The organism is Paenirhizobium selenitireducens ATCC BAA-1503, assembly GCF_000518785.1.
Taxonomy (GTDB): domain Bacteria; phylum Pseudomonadota; class Alphaproteobacteria; order Rhizobiales; family Rhizobiaceae; genus Allorhizobium; species Allorhizobium selenitireducens.
The window spans coordinates 28,094-44,411 of sequence record NZ_JAEG01000019.1 but is presented as its reverse complement, the minus strand read 5'-3'; the positions used below and the strand labels follow the sequence as shown (position 1 = coordinate 44,411).

At 63.4% G+C, this 16,318-nt stretch carries 17 protein-coding genes and 1 tRNA gene; 3 read left to right on the top strand and 15 right to left on the bottom strand.

Translation table 11 applies throughout. The annotated features are described in order from the left end of the window. The 6 genes from L867_RS0119510 to L867_RS0119485 all read right to left on the bottom strand — a co-directional run bounded on the left by L867_RS0119510 (position 1) and on the right by L867_RS0119485 (position 5,955). The gene (locus L867_RS0119510; RefSeq protein WP_028738421.1) at positions 1-972 is read right to left on the bottom strand and encodes an ABC transporter permease; all 972 of its coding nucleotides are present in this window, start codon (positions 970-972) and stop codon (positions 1-3) included. A 9-nt stretch (positions 973-981) separates the two neighbouring features. Further along, positions 982-2,085, bottom strand: coding sequence for an ABC transporter permease (locus L867_RS0119505; RefSeq protein ID WP_028738420.1), 1,104 nt, complete (start codon positions 2,083-2,085; stop codon positions 982-984). A gap of 7 nt (positions 2,086-2,092) precedes the next feature. Further along, positions 2,093-3,613 (bottom strand): ABC transporter ATP-binding protein, encoded by a 1,521-nt coding sequence (locus L867_RS0119500; protein ID WP_028738419.1) that lies wholly within the window; start codon positions 3,611-3,613, stop codon positions 2,093-2,095. Positions 3,614-3,678: 65 nt separating this feature from the next. Then, positions 3,679-4,671, bottom strand: coding sequence for a BMP family lipoprotein (locus L867_RS0119495; RefSeq protein WP_028738418.1), 993 nt, complete (start codon positions 4,669-4,671; stop codon positions 3,679-3,681). A 248-nt stretch (positions 4,672-4,919) separates the two neighbouring features. Then, positions 4,920-5,579: a peptide-methionine (S)-S-oxide reductase MsrA gene (gene msrA, locus L867_RS0119490; RefSeq protein WP_028738417.1), complete on the bottom strand. Its 660-nt coding sequence runs from the start codon at positions 5,577-5,579 to the stop codon at positions 4,920-4,922. A 55-nt stretch (positions 5,580-5,634) separates the two neighbouring features. Continuing rightward, positions 5,635-5,955 (bottom strand): hypothetical protein, encoded by a 321-nt coding sequence (locus tag L867_RS0119485; protein ID WP_051439106.1) that lies wholly within the window; start codon positions 5,953-5,955, stop codon positions 5,635-5,637. Positions 5,956-6,157: 202 nt separating this feature from the next. Between L867_RS0119485 and L867_RS0119480 the strand changes: the two genes are divergently transcribed. Continuing rightward, positions 6,158-6,247, top strand: a tRNA-Ser gene (locus tag L867_RS0119480). 575 nt (positions 6,248-6,822) lie between these two features. Beyond that, positions 6,823-7,287 carry an RrF2 family transcriptional regulator gene (locus L867_RS25820; protein ID WP_051439105.1) on the top strand — a complete coding sequence of 155 codons (465 nt, stop codon included), beginning with the start codon at positions 6,823-6,825 and terminating at the stop codon, positions 7,285-7,287. 14 nt (positions 7,288-7,301) lie between these two features. Here the strand turns inward: L867_RS25820 and L867_RS0119465 are convergent, their stop codons facing one another. From L867_RS0119465 to L867_RS0119450, 4 genes are all read right to left on the bottom strand, one after another. After that, positions 7,302-8,285, bottom strand: coding sequence for an acyl-CoA dehydrogenase family protein (locus tag L867_RS0119465; protein WP_169734103.1), 984 nt, complete (start codon positions 8,283-8,285; stop codon positions 7,302-7,304). A gap of 107 nt (positions 8,286-8,392) precedes the next feature. Next, on the bottom strand, positions 8,393-8,524 hold the full coding sequence (locus tag L867_RS28150; protein ID WP_269748271.1) for a hypothetical protein: 132 nt from the start codon (positions 8,522-8,524) through the stop codon (positions 8,393-8,395). 13 nt (positions 8,525-8,537) lie between these two features. Continuing rightward, a complete protein-coding gene (locus L867_RS0119455) occupies positions 8,538-8,729 on the bottom strand; it encodes a hypothetical protein (protein WP_028738414.1) in 192 nt (63 codons plus the stop codon). A gap of 177 nt (positions 8,730-8,906) precedes the next feature. Next, the gene (locus L867_RS0119450; RefSeq protein WP_028738413.1) at positions 8,907-9,455 is read right to left on the bottom strand and encodes a flavin reductase family protein; all 549 of its coding nucleotides are present in this window, start codon (positions 9,453-9,455) and stop codon (positions 8,907-8,909) included. 173 nt (positions 9,456-9,628) lie between these two features. Here L867_RS0119450 and L867_RS25815 point away from each other — a divergent pair, with 173 nt between their 5' ends. Beyond that, the gene (locus L867_RS25815; protein WP_051439104.1) at positions 9,629-11,089 is read left to right on the top strand and encodes an FAD/NAD(P)-binding protein; all 1,461 of its coding nucleotides are present in this window, start codon (positions 9,629-9,631) and stop codon (positions 11,087-11,089) included. Between the two features lie 89 nt (positions 11,090-11,178). Here the strand turns inward: L867_RS25815 and L867_RS0119440 are convergent, their stop codons facing one another. The 5 genes from L867_RS0119440 to L867_RS0119420 all read right to left on the bottom strand — a co-directional run bounded on the left by L867_RS0119440 (position 11,179) and on the right by L867_RS0119420 (position 16,084). After that, positions 11,179-12,006 (bottom strand): ABC transporter ATP-binding protein, encoded by an 828-nt coding sequence (locus tag L867_RS0119440; protein WP_037173977.1) that lies wholly within the window; start codon positions 12,004-12,006, stop codon positions 11,179-11,181. 10 nt (positions 12,007-12,016) lie between these two features. Beyond that, positions 12,017-12,853 (bottom strand): ABC transporter permease subunit, encoded by an 837-nt coding sequence (locus L867_RS0119435; protein WP_028738411.1) that lies wholly within the window; start codon positions 12,851-12,853, stop codon positions 12,017-12,019. Between the two features lie 79 nt (positions 12,854-12,932). Next, the gene (gene ssuD / locus L867_RS0119430; protein ID WP_028738410.1) at positions 12,933-14,102 is read right to left on the bottom strand and encodes an FMNH2-dependent alkanesulfonate monooxygenase; all 1,170 of its coding nucleotides are present in this window, start codon (positions 14,100-14,102) and stop codon (positions 12,933-12,935) included. 25 nt (positions 14,103-14,127) lie between these two features. Next, positions 14,128-15,093: an aliphatic sulfonate ABC transporter substrate-binding protein gene (locus tag L867_RS0119425; protein ID WP_028738409.1), complete on the bottom strand. Its 966-nt coding sequence runs from the start codon at positions 15,091-15,093 to the stop codon at positions 14,128-14,130. Between the two features lie 28 nt (positions 15,094-15,121). Continuing rightward, positions 15,122-16,084, bottom strand: coding sequence for an aliphatic sulfonate ABC transporter substrate-binding protein (locus L867_RS0119420; RefSeq protein WP_028738408.1), 963 nt, complete (start codon positions 16,082-16,084; stop codon positions 15,122-15,124). Positions 16,085-16,318: the final 234 nt, after the last annotated feature.

The following is a 16,318-nucleotide window of genomic DNA, read 5'->3' as shown; positions in this document are numbered from 1 at the left end:
TCAACGCTCCTTCACGTAAGGGACACCGCCGGCCTTCGGCGGGTTGGCAGAGCCGATCAGGCCGGCCAGCAGGATGCAGGTGAGGATGTAGGGCAGCGCCTGGAAGATCTGCACCGGCACTTCGCCGATACCCGGAACCGACTTGCCCTGCATGAAATTGGCCAGCGCATCGAGGAAGCCGAACAGCAGGCAGGCGAGCAGGACCGGAACCGGTTTCCACTTGGCGAAGATCAGCGCGGCGAGCGCGATATAGCCCTTGCCGGCCGACATGTTGTTGATGAAGGCCGCCGACTGGGCGATCGCCAGATAGGTTCCGGAGAAGCCGCAGAGGAAACCGGCGACCAGAACGGCGCGGTAGCGCAGCCAGGTCACCGAAATGCCGGCGGTGTCGACGGCGCCCGGATTTTCGCCGACGGCGCGCAGCCGAAGGCCGAAACGCGTGCGATAGAGCACCCACCACGAGATCGGCACGGCGAGGAAGGCGAGATAGGTCAGCAGATTGTTGCCGGAGATGACGTTGGCATAGAGCGGGCCGACGATGGGCACGTCGCGGATCAGGTCGACGCCCGGAAGCGTGATCGGGGAAAAGCGCGCATCGGCGGTGAGGCCGGGGGTGCGTCCGCCCTGGCGGAACCAGGCATGGCCGAGCACGGCGGTGAGGCCGGCGGCGGCGAAGTTGATCGCCACGCCGGAGACGATCTGGTTGCCGCGATTGGTGATCGAGGCAAAGCCGTGGACCAGCGAGAAGGCCAGCGAGACGCCGATGCCGGAGGCAAGCCCGAGCCAGGGCGAGCCGGTCATGTAGGCGGCCGTGGCGGCGGCGAAGGCCGCGGCCAGCATCTTGCCCTCGAGGCCGATGTCGAAGATGCCGGCGCGTTCGGAAAACAGGCCGGCCAGCGCGGTGAAGATCAGCGGGATCGACAGACGCACGGTGGAGCCGAGGATGCTGACGAGAATGTCGAAGTAATCCATGTGCTCACCTCACGCTTTGACGATTTGCTGGTAGATGCGCACGATCGTCGGCCGGAACATGTATTCGAGCGCGCCGGCGAACAGGATCACCAGACCCTGGATCACCATGATCATGTCACGGGTGATGGTGGGCATGTCGAAGGACAGTTCCGCACCTCCCTGGTAGAGCACGCCGAACAGGATTGCGGCGAGCACGATGCCGATCGGGTGGTTGCGGCCCATCAGCGAGACGGCGATGCCGACGAAGCCGGCGCCGCTGACGAATTCGACCTGCAGGCGGGCAGACGCGCCCATCACCGGATTGAGCGCCATCATGCCGGCAAGGCCGCCGGAGATCAGCATGGTGATGATGACGATCTTGACATAGGGAATGCCGGCATAGGCGGCGACCGAACGGCTGATGCCGAGCGTGCGCATCTCGTAGCCGAGCTTGGTGCGCCAGATCAGCACCCAGACCAGCACGCACATGACGAGCGCGATCAGGAAGGAGACGTTGAGCGGCGCTGGGCCGAGCTTCAGGCCGAACATCGCCATCAGCCAGTCGAGCTTGGGCAGCTGTCCGCCTTCGAGGAAGGTGCGGGTTTCCGGCGCCATCTTGCCGGGCACGATCAGCACATGCACCAGCACATAGTTCATCAGCGACGAGATGATGTAGTTGAACATGATCGTGGTGATGACGATGTGGCTGTTGCGCTTGGCCTGCAGCCAGGCGGGAATGGCAGCCCCGGCAGCGCCGAACAATGCTGCGGCACAGATGGCGAGCGGCATCGTCACGTACCACGGCACGTAATGGTCGAGCGACAGCGCCACTAGCGCCGCGCCAAGACCGCCGAGATAGGCCTGGCCTTCGGAGCCGATGTTGAACAGGCCGGCATGATAGGCGACCGCGACGGACAGTCCGGTGAAGATGAAGTTGGTGGCGTAGAACAGGGTGAAGCCGATGCCCTCGCCGCGTCCGAGCGCGCCGGCCAGCATCAGCTTCAAGGCTTCATAGGGATCCTCGCCGATGATCCAGACCACGAGACCGGAGACCAGGAAGGCGAGGACGAGGTTGATCAGCGGGATCAGCGCGTAGTTGATCCAATTCGGCAGCGGTACGGAAGCGGTGCTCATCAAAACCTCATGCGGCAATGCCGGCCATCATCAGGCCGAGCGTCTGTTCACCGGTCTCCGGGCTCTTCTCGCCGACGATCTTGCCGGCGAACATCACCAGCACCCGGTCGGAGAGCGAGCGAATCTCGTCGAGCTCGACCGAGACCAGCAGCACGGCCTTTCCGGCGTCGCGCGTTTCGATGATCCGGCGATGGATGAATTCGATGGCGCCGATATCGACGCCGCGGGTCGGCTGGCCGACGACCAGAAGCTTCGGGTCGCGCTCGATCTCGCGGGCAACCACGATCTTCTGCTGGTTGCCACCGGAGAAATTGGCGGTCTTCAGCCGCGGATTGGGCGGGCGGATGTCGTATTTCTCGATCTCGTCGACGGCGGCCTTGCGCACCGCATCCGGATTGAGCCACGCGCCCTTGCCGTAGCGGGCGTCACGATGATAGCCGAGGATGGCGTTCTCGGCCTCCTCGAAGGCCAGCACCAGGCCCATGTGATGGCGGTCTTCCGGAATATGCGCGATGCCAAGTCGGCGCAGGCGTGCGGGGTCGAAACCGGTCACAGGCTCGCCGCCGAACAGGATTTCGCCGGAGGTCGGCTTGCGGATGCCGGTGATGGCCTCCAGCAATTCGCTCTGGCCATTGCCCGCGACGCCGGCAATTCCGACGATCTCGCCGGAACGGACGTCGAAGGAGACGTTGTCGACCATGGTGACGCCGCGGTGGTCCTTGACCGTCAGGTTGCGCACCGAGAGGAAGACCTCGCCGGGCTTGGAATCACCCTTGTCCACATGCAGCAACACGCGGCGGCCGACCATCAGTTCGGCCAGTTCCTCGACCGTCGTTTCCGACGTCGTGCGGGTCGCGACGATCTCGCCGCGGCGCATGACCGACACCGTGTCGGTGATCGCCATGATCTCGCGCAGCTTGTGGGTGATGAGGATGACGGTCTTGCCCTGGTCGCGCAGCACGCGCAGGATTTTGAACAGGTGGTCGGCTTCGGCCGGGGTGAGAACGCCGGTCGGCTCGTCGAGGATCAGGATCTCGGCGCCGCGATACATGGCTTTCAGGATCTCGACCCGCTGCTGCAGGCCGACGGGCAACTCCTCGACGACCGCATCCGGGTCGACCTCGAGTTCATAGTCGTCCTCGAGCTTCTTCAAGGCGTCGCGCGCCGCATCCGTGCCCTTGCCGAGCAGGGGGCCGCCCTCGGCGCCGAGCATCAGGTTTTCCAGCACGGTGAAATTCTCGACCAGCATGAAGTGCTGGTGCACCATGCCGATGCCGGCGGCGATCGCCGACTGGCTGTCGCGGATGGCGACCGGCTTGCCGCCGATGCGGATCTCGCCGCTGTCGGCATGGTAGAAACCGTAGAGAATCGACATCAGCGTCGACTTCCCGGCACCGTTTTCGCCGATGATGCCGTGGATCGAGCCCTTGGCCACGGTGAGGTTGATGTTCTTGTTGGCGTGCACCGCACCGAACTTCTTGTCGATGCCGATCAGCTCGATCGCCGGCGCCTGGCTCTTGTCGTTCATTCCGGTCCCCCAGACATGGAAAGGGCGCAAGGCGGATAAATCAACCGCCTTGCGCCCGCATCAGATCACTTCGGGCAGGAATTGTCCGACATGTAGTCGTGAACCTTGATGGTTCCGGCAATGATGTCGGCCTTGGCCTTCTCGACGGCTGCCTTCATATCATCGGTGATGAGCTTGGCATTGTTGTCGTCGAGCGCGTAGCCGACGCCGTCTTCCTTGACGCCGAGCGCCTGGACGCCGGCGGTGAACTTGTCACCCTTGCTGTCGGCATAGGCGTTGTAGACGGCGAGGTCGACGCGCTTGACCATCGAGGTCAGCACCGAGCCCGGATGCAGGTGGTTCTGGTTGGAATCGACGCCGATCGACAGCTTGCCGTTGTCGGCAGCGGTCTGCAGCACGCCGAGGCCGGTCGCGCCGGCTGCCGCGTAGATGACATCGGCGCCCTGGTCGATCTGGTTCTTGGTGAGCTCGCCACCGCGAACCGGGTCGTTCCAGGCCGCACCGGTCGTGCCGGTCATGTTCTGGAATACCTGAACGTCAGCCTTGGCAGCGCGCGCGCCCTGCTCGTAGCCGCATTCGAACTTGCGGATCAGCGGGATGTCCATGCCGCCGACGAAGCCGACCTTGCCGGTCTTCGACGCCATGCCGGCGAGAACGCCGACGAGGTAGGAGCCTTCTTCTTCCTTATAGACGACCGAGCGGACGTTCGGCAGGTCGACGACCGAGTCGACGATGACGAACTGGGTGTCGGGGAATTCGGCGGCAACCTTTTCGATCGCCGAGGTCCAGGCGAAGGACACGGCCACGACCGGGTTATAGCCCTTGGAGGCGAAGTTGCGGATCGCCTGCTCACCCTGCGTGTCGCCGGTCGGCTCGAAGTCGCGATAGTCGATGCCGGTTTCGGCCTTGAACTTTTCCGCTCCGGCATAGGCTGCTTCGTTGAACGACTTGTCGAACTTGCCGCCGGTGCCGTAGACAAGCGCCGGCTTGACGTCGGCGGCGAGCGCCGTTGCCGACATCGCGGCCAAGGCAAAGAGACTCAAAAGGGTTTTCTTCATTTTGCAGCCCTGTTGTTGCTATTGATCTTATTGGGTCCTCCCGCAAGCGCTTTGACACGCATGTCTGCGGAACCACCGACCCCTTTTCCAGGGGCCTGGCTGGACGCATCCTTGCATGGCTTTTGGAAAAATTCACCCGATTTTTTTCAACTGGTAAAGAATAGTCGAACGGGCGAACTTTCCGTCTCTCGCGCCGAAAATTCAGCCAGATCAAAGGGCTTGCTGCCGCTTGCGCAGGCAGATCGCGCTCAGTCGGCGGCCGGAAGCGGGCAGGCCACGCCGAGACCGCGCAGAGCGCAATAGCCGCCCGGGTTCTTCGCCAGATACTGCTGGTGGTAGTCTTCGGCATAGTAGAACGGCCCGGCCGGAGCGATCTGCGTGGTCACCGTCTGCTTGCGGCCCGCGGCGATCAGCGCCTGCTGAAAGGCATCGCGGACCCTTAGCGCCGCGTCGATGTCATCGGCGTTCTCGGCATAGATCGCCGAGCGATAGGTGGTGCCGATATCATTGCCCTGACGCATGCCCTGGGTCGGATCGTGCGCCTCGAAGAAGACCCGCAACAGCGCCTCGAGCGTCACGGCCTTCGGATCATAGACGACCTTCACCACCTCGGTGTGGCCGGTCAGCCCGGTGACCGTTTCCTGGTAGGTCGGGTTCGGGGTGAAGCCGCCCTGGTAACCGACGGCGGTGACATAGACGCCGGGCACCTTCCACAACAGGCGCTCGGCGCCCCAGAAGCAGCCCATGCCGAGATAGATGGTCCTGAAGCCCTCGGGGCAAGGCCCTTTCAGGGGATGGCCCGAGACGAAATGGGTCTCGGCCGTCGTCAGCGGCTCGGTCCTGCCCGGCAGCGCCGTCTCGGCGGTCGGCATGGTCGTCTTCTTGTTGAACATATCGATCAGGAACATCAGGCTCTCCTTGCGAAGGCCGTCCGCGCCTTCGGAAACGACGACCCCGAACGGGTCAGGCGGCGAAACGTCCGGCAGGCGACGGCTTCTTGTAGCCGATCATCCAGAATATCAGCGCAAGGCTGAGAAGCACGGCAAAGGCGGGCTGAGGCAACAGCCAGGCTTCGAACACCTGCCAGACGGAGGCACCGGCCCTGTCTCCCACGACAGCGCGGAACCGCACGAGCGAGGTCGGATCGATCTCCACCCAGGCCAGACGAAGCGGGGTGACGACAAACTGCGACGCGGACACCGAGGCAATCGAATCCATGGCGGCGGCGATCACCGCAAGACACAGAGCAGTAAAACTCACCAGGCGGAAAACAAACCGCACCATCCCCATTCCCCCAAGCAATCACACCGCGCGTTCAGGACGCCTGCCCCACACAAGCGCCCGCGCGTCGACGCGGACCAGCTAATAGATAGGCTTTTGCCCGGGCAAGTCAAAAAACCGTCAGATTTCGGTTGATCGCCGGGAAATCCTCGTTATATATCGCGCCCGACCGGCCGCTTCACCCAAACGATGCGCCGGATCTTACGGACAGGTGGCCGAGTGGTTTAAGGCGCACGCCTGGAACGCGTGTGTACGTGAAAGCGTACCGAGGGTTCGAATCCCTCTCTGTCCGCCATTCTATTAGCCAATATATTATTTTATAACGATTTTTTCGATTGACTAATTTCCGACCCAACGCTCGGCCCTTCACCAACACTATGCTTTGACGAACAATTAAATCGTTCGTACCGCATTGAGAGCCGGCCTACAGCCGATCGAACAAGACCGCAACGGGCTCTTTAAGGGTGACGTACCAAACGAGTTTCACCGGCAAAAGAGGGAAGCGGCCAAGCGCCACCTTGAACCATTTGAGGCGTATTGCGTAACTTGCAGGCGCAAGCATTCGCTTCTGGACGATTCCATTTATGAGAATTTCATAGGCAGAATGGTCTTGGTCTCTGTCGAATGCCCGGTTGGGTCATCTCGTGCTCCGGTCATGCTGTCCCGCAGCCGTTTTGACGCTGTCTCCGAGCTACGCGGTGCCAATCTCAGCACGAAGACTCCAGACTGCGCAGCCGGCCCGGATCATTCGGGGGAGTTTGGGCTTGCACCTTTAACCAGTAAAAACTATCTATTTGGCAGAATACCTCTTCAGTTAGCAGAGCCCTGCAGCAAGCCGCCAGCTTTCACGAACGAAATCGAGTTCTCCCCATGCTCACGAAAAAAGGCAAATACGGATTGAAGGCGCTGGTCGATCTGGCGCAGCTCGATCCGGGCGAAACCGCGTTCGTCACCGACATCGCCACGCGCAACAATATTCCGAAGAAATTCCTCGATACGATTCTGCTGGAGCTGCGCAACAACGGAATCCTGCGCTCGAAGAAGGGGCCGAACGGCGGATATTCGCTTTCAAAACCCTCCGACGATATCATGATCGGTCAGGTCATTCGCGCGCTGGACGGCCCGCTCGCCCCGATCCGTTGCGCCAGCCGCACGGCTTTCGAGGCCTGCGACGACTGCGCCGATCCGGCGACCTGCCAGGTGCGCCTGTCGATGACCGAAGTGCGCGATGCAATCGCCACCATTCTCGACAACATGACGCTCACCCAGTTCGTCGCGCGCGAGAAGAACATCGGCTCCGAGGGCTCGCCAAGGCTTGAGCCGCAGGCCCGTTGATTCGCCCTGATGGACTAAGCCGTCATTTCGTCCCGGCCGGCGATCAATAGCCTGCCGAGAGCGGCGACGACAGCCTCTTCTTCTTCGCCTGCCGTTCGCCCGGTGTCCATCCGTTGCGCAGCGACACGCAGAATTGACGCGATCCGGTGGGCTTGCGCGATCGTCTCCGCCGCAGGATTGACCTGGGCTCCATCGATCGCCGCGGCAGCCCGCAGAATCAGGGCATGGACCGTCTCGATCTCGACCTGTCGCCAGCCGATTGCATGGGCCGATGCGACCGTTGCATCCGTCCCGGGATCGATCCTCGACAGAACGGTCTCCAGCTCTCGCCTGCCCCGCCCGAGAACGATGGCAGCCCGCAGAAGCCTGTCCACGCTCTCCACCATCTGACCTGCCTGGTTGCGGGTGAGAGCAAGGACACTGTCGGCCGCCACGTGAACGCCGGTAAACCGGAGCAACGACGAGGCCTCATCCCCCGGTTGGGTAGATTCGACACCCGCAGCGTGGCGCGGCACGAGAAGCAGGGCTGACTGTCCGGACGGATCAGCGACGGGTAGGGCAAGCCAGTCCGCGTCCACCACAGAAGTAACGTGCACCTCCCCTTCGAGGCGAAATCCCATGCCTTCAGGCAGGACACGCGCATCGGTCTTCAGCTCGGCAACGCCTCCTCCGGTCAACAGGAGGAAGCACTCGCCCGCCGCGGATCTGGCAAAGGCGGTTCTGCGCTGCTCTTCGCTGCCGGCATTGCGGATGGCCTCAAGTGCGGAGCAGTGGGATGCGAGGGCCTCGGCCGCCCTGGTCGAAACGGCGGCGATCACCGAAACGGCTTCGGCGAGCACGACGTTGGAGACATCGAGGCCGCCAAAATCACTCGGAACAGAGACGGGGAGAAGGCCGGATCGGCTGAGAGCCTCGGCCACGGGCAATTGCGACAAGGCGGGAAGGACGGCGGATGCGGCCGCGAGCACGTCCCCTTCCGCGTCGATGCGGTTGGGCACGGGACGGAGACGCTCGTGCAGATGCGTAATGGTTCCCATTGTTCGCTCCTTCAGGTTCTGCAGGCCGATCGCACCGCGACTTCGGAGGACGGAGACCGTTGCCACCATCAGAGCAGGATGAGAACGGCCACAAGAAACACAACGGCCGAGATCGCTGCGAGCGGCGCCAGGCGCTCGGCAAGGGCGCCGCCTGCGGTTTTGCGACCCTGGCCGGTCAGACTGTCGAGAACATGAGCCATGATTGTCTCCTGACTAGAGTACCGAAAACATGCCCCAGAAAAAATTCTCCTGGTCTCGGGCGCGTTCCGTATGCTGGTCGGCCTTGACATCCTGGTCCTCTGCCAGAGCCCTCGGGCGTCCACTGACCGCCTCGCGGCCGGTCGATTTTACCCGGCGCGTTATGCCGAACAGATCGAAGGAAAAGCTGTCTATACCCATCGGCATGCCTCATTCCTCCTGCTGCGCCCATCATGAGCTGATGTCGCAGTGTCGCCGTATTTTCGGCGATCGTCAATATTTTCGATAAAAACACTATTCTATTCTGCCTGACGTGCTTGGCACACCATTCTCCGGACCGCGCAAGCCTGAGCAAAAGCGGGAGAGCTTGCCGCAGACACCCGATCAGCCGTCGAGCGGCGAATAGCGCCCATTGCCGTAGACCAGCGAACCGCCGCCGAGGACGCGGATGCCGACGACCCGACCGATGACGATCGCATGGCTGTGGCGCTCCAGCACCTCCTCGACCTCGCAGTCGATGGCGGAGGCCGCATCCTCGAGAACCGGCGCCCCGGAAGCAAGCGTGGTCCAGGAGGCCCCTCGATAGCGATCCGGTCCCTTCAATCCGCCCCTGCCGGCAAACTGGTTGGCGAGCCCCTCATGCAGCGAGCCGACGACATTGACGCAAAAATGCCCGTAGCGCTCGACCACCGGCCAGGTGGAGGAGGTGCGATTGAGCGAGACCAGCATACGCGGAGGCTCAACCGAGAGTGCAGTGGCCGAGGTCACTGTCGCACCGGTGCGCGCGTCCCCCTCGCCAGCCGTGATGATGCTGACGCCGCCACCCAGGTTGCGCAATGCGGACTTCAGGCCATCCGCGTCGACGGAAGGCTCAATAGAGGGAAAGAGGGGCTCATGTTTGACTTGGCCCAGACTGATAAATGAACTGTTCATCGGGAACTCCGTGAAGGCTGGCAATCCGTGATCTGGAACCTTTCTAGCAGGCCAGACTTACTCCCCGTAGACATTCGATTTTATAATCTATATATTTTGTAGAAAATACATCTTCAAGTCCCTTGGATCGGGACGCTTTCGAAGCCGAAAGCTTCAACTGAAGGGAGAACGCCATGCTGCGAATGACCCTGCCCTCGGAAAAACCCATGCTCTCAGCCCACGACGGATCGTGCCGGGTCGCCATCATCGGCGGCGGTTTTGCCGGCGCCTCACTCGCCCGCCAGCTGGCAATCGGGGCGAATTGGGACGACCACCAGATCGCCGTCTTCGAGCCACGCGCCAGCCTGGGCGCAGGGCTTGCCTATGATACGGCCGACCCTGCCCTCAGGCTCAACGTCGAGGCATCGCGGATGCGCGCCATTCCCGGAGAGCCCGATGCCTTTGCCCGCTGGCTCGAAACAAGCGGAGCGAACGAGGCCGACCCCGATGCACGGGTCGGCAGCGGCGGCATCTACGCCCGCAGATCGGCCTTCGCCCGCTTCATGGCCGAGCGCATGCAGCCGTTTATCGACAGCGGCATCGTGCGGCATGTTCGCGAACGGGTCGAGAGGATTGCAAGGTCGGGCTCCCGATGGCGCGTGACCGGCAGTCTTGGTACCGAGATCGTCGCCGACATCGTCGTGATCGCCACAAGCCATCCAAAGCCCAAGGCACCCGGCATGATCGCCCTGGCGCTCAATGGCCATCCGCGTTTCATCACCGATCCGTCGCGAACCGATGCTCTGGCTTACATTCGCCCGGGTGAGAGAGTCTTCATTTTGGGAGCAGGCCTGACGGCCTTCGACGTCATCGCATCCTTGCGAAGCCGTGGTCACGACGGCGCGATCGTCGCTTTCTCGCGATCCGGCTTGCTGCCGCAGCCCCAGGTCGGCGGCACGCTTGCCCCAACCGGAAACTTCGTCGTGCCTCCAGCGACGAGCGCCCGGAACCTTCTGCGACGCGTGCGTGTCGCGATTGCCGACGCGAAGCGCTCCGGCCTTCCCTGGCAGAGCGTGTTCGACGCGCTTCGCCAGCAGGGGCAGACGATCTGGCAGGCGCTGCCGCGCCAGGAGCAGGCGCGGCTCCTGCGCCATCTGCGCCGCCGCTTCGAGACCCACCGCTACCGTATGCCGCCGCAGGTCGCAGACCTCATTCGCCAGGATATCCGGAACGGCCGACTTATGACGCGGGCCGGACGGATCTGTCGGGTCGAACGCGCGCCTCATGCGATTTCCATCGACCTGATCGTCAAGCCGGACGGCGTGGTCGAGCGGCAGTCCTTCGAATGGGTGGTGGTGGCAACCGGACCGGATCATACTGCCGCTATCGGCTCGCAGCCCTACCTCGCCGAACTCGACCGCCAGGGCTTCGTCAAGACGGACGGCCATGGCCTGGGCATCGCCTGCGACCGTGAGAGCCGCGCCATCGGCATCGATGGCCATGCGACGGAGGGGCTCTTCATCGCGGGGCCGCTTGCCCGGGGCACTTTCGGCGAACTCACCGGTGTTCCGGAAATCGCGGTCCAATGCGAACAGATCGCCAGGCAGATCATCGAAGGCGTCAAGGGCCGTCGACCGATGATGCACCACTCCTAGAGCGTTTCCAATCTAGCCAGGAAACGCTCTAAGCCAGACGAAGGCCTCCGACACGGTCGGAAGCCTTCTGGCGAACAAGTCATCGCCCCTCAGGCATTGCCGAGGATCGCCTCAAGCAACTGCCGCTCGAGCGCGGCAAGCTCTGGATCGCCGTGGCGCCGCGGATGCGCGGCGTCAACCTCGACATCAAGCGCAATGCGCCCCTCGTCGAGCACGATCACGCGATCGGCGAGATTGACCGCTTCACTGACGTCGTGGGTGACGAGGACGGCCGTGAAACCCAGTTCACGCCAGACACGGGCAACGAGCTGCTGCATGGTTATGCGGGTCAGTGCGTCAAGAGCGCCGAGCGGTTCGTCGAGAACGAGCAGGCCGGGCTTGCTGACCAGCGATCGGGCTAGCGCCACGCGCTGTCGCTGCCCACCGGACAGGCGGGACGGCCATTGTCCGGCCTTTTCCGAAAGCTGCACTTCTTCGAGCGCGGCAAGCGCTTCCCGGCGGGCCGTTTCCTTGTCGACGCCCTCACCGAGGCCGACAACGACATTGTCGAGCACGCCTGCCCAGGGGAGCAGCCGCGGCTCCTGGAAAACGATACGCGCATTGGGCACGGCCTCGTCACCGGACACGTCGGAGAAAGTGATCGAACCTCCGCTCTGCTTGTCCAGACCGACCAGCAAGCGCAGCAGCGTGCTCTTGCCGCAACCACTCTTGCCGACGATCGCGATGAACTGGCCGGCGGGTACATCGAGATCGATGCCGCGCAGGACCTTGTTGTCACCGAACGACTTCTCCACATCGCGAAGCCGGATCGATACCGGACCGGACGCATTGACGGCAGGGCGCGTGACGCCGTGATCGGCATAGGCTCCAGCATTGTCTGGCCGCTCGGTCAGTGCATAGAAGGCATGTCGCATCATCGTCCGATCCTCACTTCTGATAGACAGGGTTCCAGGAAAGACTGTAACGCTCCAGCGCACGGGCAATCATATCGGCCAGCTTGCCGAGGGCCGCATAGACCAGCAGCGACAACACGACGACATCCGTCATCATGAATTCGCGCGCCTCGTTCGCCATGTGGCCGATACCCGACGAGGCGGCGATCGATTCCGAGACGATGAGCGTCAGCCACATGATGCCGAGCGCGTAGCGCAGGCCGACGAAGATGGACGGCAGCGCACCGGGCAGGATCACCTTGCGGAAAAGGGTGAGACTGCTCATGCCATAGATCCGGCCCATCTCAAGGAGGTCGCGATCGACGTTTCGCACGCCGTGGAACGTGTTGAGGTAGACGGGAAAGAGCACACCGAGCGATGTGAGGAACAGTTTGGATTCCTCGCCAATGCCGAACCACAGGATGACGAGCGGGATCATCGCCAGATGCGGGATAGTGCGCAGCATCTGCAGGGTTGTGTCGGTCAGCTGTTCCGACAGCTTCGAAACCCCGTTGGCGATGCCAAGCGCCAGACCGATCGACCCGCCGACGACAAGTCCGGCCAGGGCCCGGGCGCCACTGACGGCGATGTCATGCAGCAGGGCGCCCGAGCTCAACTGGTCGACGAAGGCAAGGCCCACATCGGTCGGGGCCGGCATGATCCGCGACGAGATCCAGCCGACGGAGGACAGGAACTGCCACACCACAAGTACGACGGCCGGCAGCAAGTAGGGCAGCAGCCCTGCGAGCCGGATCTTGGGCAAGCTGATGGCGGGTATTGTGAGGCGGGCGCGGCGGGCCTCAGCATCGGTTACGATCTCGTATGCCGTCATGTCCTGTCTCCTGGTCAGAGGTACAGCCGTCCGGCTTACCGGGCGGCTGAGGGGCAATCGAAGTGCCGATTTCGGCGGCTCAGGAACCGGACACGAGCTTGACGTTGCCGCCGTGGCCGCCGCCGCCGAAGACCTGGCGCTCGCCGAAGGACGAGCGGATCTGGTTGCGTGGGCCGCCAAGGCCGATTTCCGGGAAGAGCAGCTCGGACACGGTGTAGGCCTCCTCCAGATGCGGGTAGCCGGAAGCGACGATCGTATCGATGCCCAACGCCTGGTATTCGCGCAGGCGGGCGGCGACCGTCTTTGGCGAGCCGACCAGCGCGGTGCCGGCGCCCGAACGAACCAGACCGATGCCGGCCCAGAGGTTCGGCGAAACTTCCAGCTTGTCGCGCCGGCCATTGTGAAGCGCCACCATGCGTGCCTGGCCGACGGAATCAGAACTCTTGGCAAAGACCTCCTGGGCTGCGGCGATCGCCTCGTCGGAGAGCTTGGAGATCAGCCTGTCGGCGGCGGCCCAGGCCTCCTCGTCCGTTTCGCGAACGATGAAGTGCAGACGGATGCCGAAACTCACGTCCTTGCCCCTGGATGCTGCCGCCTTGCGGACGGAGGCGATCTTTTCCGCCACCTGTGCCGGCGGTTCGCCCCAGGTCAGGTACTTGTCAACGCGACCGCCGGCAAACTCGATCGCCGCGTCCGACGAGCCGCCGAAGTAGAGCGGCGGGCGCGGCTCCTGGACCGGCGGGATGCCGAGCTGGGCATTCAGCGCCTTGATGTACTTGCCGTCGAGATTGGCCTTGCCGGTTTCGATCAGTTGATTGAAAACCTGGAAGAATTCCTCGGCATGGGCGTAGCGTTCGTCATGCGGCAGGAAGATGCCGTCGCCCGCCAGCTCCTGGGCGCTGCCGCCGACGACGATGTTCAGCAGCAGACGTCCATTGGAAACGCGGTCGAGCGTCGAGGCCAGACGAGCATAATAGGCCGGCGAAGCCGTACCCGGCCGGATCGCCACGAGAAACTTCAGCTTTTCCGTAACCGCCGCCAGATGGCCGGCCAGCACGAAGGACTCCTCGCAGGCCACACCGGTCGGGATCAGCACGCCGGTATAGCCGAGGCGGTCGACGGCGGTGGCGATCTCGCGGAAATAGCCCGGATCGGCGGGCCGGCTGCGGTCGTCGGAGCCGAGATAGGATCCGTCACCCGAGGTTGGGATGAACCAGAGGAAATCGAGCGGCTTTTCAGTCTTGGTCATGTCGAGGTCCTTTCAACAATGGGAGTCAGCTGGCCTTCGGCCGCCAGACGATATCGGAAATGGTGAGCTTCTTCGGCAGAATGCCGAGGCCGTGGAACTCGTCGGCGAGCGCCTGCTGATAGGAGATCGCTTCATCGGTCAGGGGATGGACCCTGCCGAGGTCGGCGCCCTTGCGGGTCAGCACGGTGCGGGTCACCTCGATCGGCACACCGGTGATTTCCGAAAGCGCGGAAATCGTCTCTTCGATGTGCGATTGCGCCCAGGCGCCTGTCCTTGCCAGTTCGTCGATCACCTCCGACAGCACGTCCGGATTGGCGGCCGTGAAGTCGCCGTTGCCGAAGTAGAAGCTCCAGCTGTCGACGATGCCCTCCGCGGTCGTCAGCACGCGCGTCTGCGGATCGGCTTGTGCGATCGCGTAGTAGGGGTCCCAGATCGCCCAGGCGTCGATGCTGCCGGTCTTGAAGGCGGCGGCCGCGTCCGGCGGGGGAAGGTCGATCGCCTCGACGTCGCCAACGTCGAGACCCGCCTTGCGTAGCGCCTTGACGGTGAAATTATGGGCGCTGGAACCGCGCTTGAACGCGACCTTCTTGCCCTTCAGATCCTCAAGCGAGGCGATCGGCGAGTCCTTGTGCACGAGGATGGCAGAGCCCGTGGACGGACCGCGATAGGTGCCGACATAGAGCAGGTTGCCGCCGGCGGCCTGGGCGAAGAGCGGCGGAACGTCGCCGGTCGGGCCGAAATCGAGCGAGCCGGCGCCCAGCGCTTCGAGCAGCGGCGGACCGGAGGTGAATTCCGACCAGGTGACGCTGATGCCCCGTGGCGCCAGTCTCTTTTCGATGGCGCCCGTGCGCTTCGCCAGCGCGAGCACGCCGTTCTTCTGCCAGCCGATACGAAACTCGGTCGCCGCCGCCCGGGCGGGCCGGAGGGCGGGCATCGAAAGCGAGGTCGCTGCCGCTCCGATCAGTGCCAAACTTTGCCTGCGCGTGATCATGGTCTCTCTCCGATGGGGGTTGGCGGGATCAGCTGGCCTTGGGGCGCCAGACGATGTCCGAGATGGTGAGCTTCTTCGGCAGGACGCCGAGCGCATGGAAGTCGTCGGCGAGCGCCTGCTGATAGGCGACGGCCTCGTCCGACACCGTGCCGACCTTGCCGAGATCGGATCCGGCGCGCGTCAGCGTCACCCGGGTGACGTCGGCGGGAACTCCGGTGATTTCCGACAGTGCCGCGGTGGTTGCCTCGATGTCCGCTTGGGCGGCAGTACCGACCTTGGCGAGCTCATCGAGGATCTCGGTGATCAGTTCGGGGTTCTGCGACGCGAAGGCGCCGTTGCCGAGGAAGTAGCCCCAGGCTTCGACGATGCCCTCCGAGGTCGTCAGGAGGCGGGCGTTCGGGTCCTTCTCGGCGATGGCGAAATAGGGATCCCAGATCGACCAGGCGTCCACGCTGCCGGTCTTGAAGGCGGCGGCCGCATCGGGTGGCGGCAGGTCGACGTTTTCGACGTCGTCCGGCGTCAGGCCGGCCTTGGCCAAGGCCTTGAAGGCGAAGTTGTGGGCGCTCGATCCGCGCTTGTAGGCAAGCTTGACGCCCTTGAGGTCGGCAAGCGTCTTGATCGCCGAATCCTTGTGAACGAGGATGCCATGAAAGGCAGCCGGCGGCTTGTAGGTGCCGACATATACAAGATCGCCGCGGGCGGCCTGGGCAAAGAGCGGCGGCACGTCGCCGGTTGGGCCAAAATCGAGCGAGCCGGCACCGAGCGCTTCGAGGAGCGGCGGACCGGAGGTGAACTCTGACCACTCGATGGTAATGCCACGGTCGGCAAAGCGCTTTTCGAGCGCGCCCTGCTGCTTGGCAAGCGCCAGCACGCCAAACTTCTGCCAGCCGATCCGGATCGTCTTGGCTTGCGCCCATGCCGTCCGCGTGAAGGGCAAGGCAGTGACGGCAAGGGCTGCGGCAAGCTTGAGACCCTGTCTCCTGGTAATCATGTCGACCTCCGATGTGTGCCAATCGCGGCACCGCTGAAACAATACCCCCACGGTAATATTCTCTATAGTTTTTGTAAGGAATATTTTTCCAACCGATCCGGTGATCTGGAGATTATCCGTCGCGTCGTGCGTTGCCGTTTGGATCGACTGCCGGACGGGGCGAATTCAGCGACTGCATTCCAGCCGCGACGGGGAATCACAACCCGGCGGCCGTCGCGGCCAAACCGCAGAGGG